The following is a 3,519-nucleotide window of genomic DNA, read 5'->3' on the forward strand; positions in this document are numbered from 1 at the left end:
AGGTCTTCAAAATGAAAGCATTTCGAAGACCTTTTGTCGACAATCTGAAACACACAATAAAATTGTGTGTTTTTCGTTAGAGGTTGAACCCCTTATAACTAATTATTTTATGAGAATAGCCCCATAATAAATCCTGTAATTCCGTTCCAGATACTTGCAAAGAAGCCACCTATTGCTTGGAATAATAATGAGAACCAACCTGCTCTTTCAACTGTTTCAGTTGTCACAACATCTGCAGAAAAGTCTTTCCCATCAATATATCCATAATCTGTACCTTCAGTTCGTTCAATTACGACTTTACCAACAACAGTACCTTCTTCTACTTTGGCTTCCAGTGTATCCGTTTCTAATGTCAATTTTGGTTTATATAAATCTTTTTCACTTGATTTAACGACGATAGAAATAGGTTCTTTTACACCAATTGCAACTTGATCTTCTTTCCCTTTTGTAACAGGGATTGATTTTTGATCTTCAAATACATAATTTGCTGGTACAATTTCTTGTTTAGAGAACTGTGAAAAACCATAATCAAATAGCGTTCTTGTAGCATCAAATCGTGCCTTTTTCACCGGATCAATACCGTATTCATTTACCGCATTCATAACTACAGCAATTAGACGTGTTCCATTACGTTCTGCAGTCCCTGTAAAACATGATCCTGCAAAATTTGTTGTACCTGTTTTTAAGCCATCTACACCTTCATATTCAAACACTAGACCAGGTAACATCCAGTTCCAGTTTTCCATTTGGATTGCATCTTCTGTACCTTCACGGAAAGTTTTCTTTGGGATACTTGAAACTTCAAGTACTTCTGGATGGTCTTTTAATAAATGGTATGCTAATTTTGCAACATCTGTTGCTGACATAACATTTTCATCGTCAGGACCTGTCCCAGCAGGATGCATACCATTAAGATCTGCATTATTTAAACCTGTTGTATTAACAAATTTATAACTTGTTAAACCAAGTTCCTCAGCTTTTTTGTTCATTAATTTTAGGAACTCTGTTTCTGTTCCTGCAATTGTTTCTGCAATTCCTACAGTTGCAGCATTAGCAGAATAAATTGCCATTGCTTCGTATAGCTCACGTATAGTATAAGAACCATCTGCTCTTAATGGAACATTACTTAATGCACGGTTTTGAGACATTTTATATGTATAGTCTGTTACTCGATATTCCTGATCCCAAGTAATTGTCCCTTCATCGATTGCATCTAAAAGGATATACTCAGTCATCATTTTAGTCATACTTGCAATACCTAAGGCTGCATCTGCATTTTGTTCATATAAAATTTTCCCTGTGTCTGCATCAATTAATATTGCTGCATCTACATTTAAGCCTAAATCTGTTTCTGCACTCGCACTTATTGGTGTTGACATTAAAAAGCTAAGTAACAGAATCGGAATTACTAATAAGTTAAACCATGATGTCTTCCTTACTGTTTTCAATCGAAATTACCTCCACAAATTTTTATTGTTATATCCGCAATTTTATCATAGTTTTCACTATATATGTTTGGGGAAATAATAGAAAAAAGCACTCTTTTATTATCATATATTGACGATAAAAGAGTGCAAAAGGTTCATATCATTTTATTGTAATGAATAGTTTGGTGCTTCTTTCGTAATTTGTACATCATGTGGATGAGATTCTCGAAGTCCTGCACCTGTCATACGAACAAATTGAGAGTTTTCTCTTAAATATTCTAAGTTTGGAGAACCACAGTACCCCATACCTGCACGAATACCTCCAATTAATTGGTGAATTGTATCAGCTAAAGGTCCTTTGTAAGGAAGTCGACCCTCAATTCCTTCAGGAACAAGTTTTTTCGCATCTTCTTGGAAGTAACGGTCTTTTGAACCTTTCTCCATAGAAGCAAGTGAACCCATACCTCGGTAAACTTTGAAGCGACGTCCTTGGAAGATCTCAGTTTCACCAGGTGATTCAGTTGTACCCGCTAGTAACGAACCTAGCATAACAACATGTCCACCAGCAGCTAGTGCTTTTACGATATCTCCAGAGTATTTAATACCACCATCAGCAATGATTGTCTTTCCAAATTCTCGTGCAACTGTTGCACAATCATAAACTGCTGTAATTTGAGGTACACCAACACCTGCAACTACACGAGTTGTACAAATTGAACCAGGTCCAATACCAACTTTTACAACATCAGCACCAGCTTCATATAATGCACGTGTTCCTTCTCCAGTTGCAACATTTCCAGCAATAATTTCTAATTCAGGATAAGCTTCACGAATTTGCTTAACTGTGTTTAAAACACCTTGTGAATGACCATGAGCTGTGTCGATTACAATGACATCAACTTGAGCTTCTACAAGTTTTGCTACACGTGGTAATGTATCTTTTGAAACACCAACAGCAGCACCTACTAATAAGCGGCCTAACTGATCCTTTGCAGCATTAGGGAATTCAATCACTTTTTCAATATCTTTAATAGTAATTAACCCTTTTAACTTACCGTTTTCGTCAACTATTGGAAGTTTTTCAATTTTGTATTTTTGCAAAATTTGTTCAGCTTCTTCTAAAGTTGTACCAATTGGAGCAGTAATTAAATTTTCTTTTGTCATTACATCTTCAATTTTTAATGAATAGTCAGAGATAAAACGCATATCTCTATTTGTAATAATCCCTACTAATGTTTGTTCTTCTGGATTATTAACAATTGGAACACCCGAAATGCGGTATTTCCCCATTAAATGTTCAGCATCATATACTTGATGTGAAGGAGTTAAAAAGAATGGGTCTGAAATTACACCATTTTCAGAACGTTTAACTTTTTCAACTTCTTCAGCTTGTTCTTCGATTGACATGTTCTTATGGATAATACCAATCCCGCCCTGGCGTGCAATTGCGATTGCCATTTTTGATTCTGTAACAGTATCCATACCAGCACTGATCATTGGAATATTTAGTTTAATTTTGGGTGTTAATTGAACAGATAAATCAATTTCCTTTGGTAATACTTCTGAATGTGCAGGTACTAATAATACATCGTCAAACGTTAAACCTTCTTTGGCAAATTTCGTTTCCCACATTTCGTAAAGGCCTCCTAGTTTTTAAATATTAATAGTAAGGTTAACAACATGTAAAAAAAGTGTCAAGATTATTAAAAAAGAAAAATAATTCGGAATATTATAATTTGTTTAATTAAGCTGTTTTTTTAATTACTCTTTTGTACAATAAGTTCTTATTTTAACTGTTTTATCAACATTGAGACGACATTCTCCTTATTAACGGCGATGGTTAATATGAAAAACTATTATTTATTAGTACAGCATTTAAATAAACTATGTTTCCTTAAAATTCATTTCCACACCATTATATTTTGTTCTACTTCTTTAAACTTATTTAAGGGAATACATATAAATTTTCAAACACAACCTGACGATTGGTCTTCGATACAGGTTTCGGTATAAAAAAAACACCACTACAATTAGTGGTGTCATGTTGCGAAGCGATGTCCTACTCTCACAGGGGGAAGCCCCCAACTACCAT

At 34.6% G+C, this 3,519-nt stretch carries 2 protein-coding genes; both read right to left on the reverse strand.

Features of this window, described 5'->3' with window-relative positions; all coding sequences use genetic code 11:
* Positions 1-107: 107 nt before the first annotated feature.
* Positions 108-1,448, reverse strand: coding sequence for a D-alanyl-D-alanine carboxypeptidase family protein (locus CD29_RS19125; protein ID WP_036190653.1), 1,341 nt, complete (start codon positions 1,446-1,448; stop codon positions 108-110).
* A 144-nt stretch (positions 1,449-1,592) separates the two neighbouring features.
* Positions 1,593-3,059 carry an IMP dehydrogenase gene (gene guaB / locus CD29_RS19130; RefSeq protein WP_036190656.1) on the reverse strand — a complete coding sequence of 489 codons (1,467 nt, stop codon included), beginning with the start codon at positions 3,057-3,059 and terminating at the stop codon, positions 1,593-1,595.
* Positions 3,060-3,519: the final 460 nt, after the last annotated feature.

This window comes from Ureibacillus manganicus DSM 26584, from assembly GCF_000772945.1.
Lineage (GTDB): Bacteria > Bacillota > Bacilli > Bacillales_A > Planococcaceae > Ureibacillus > Ureibacillus manganicus.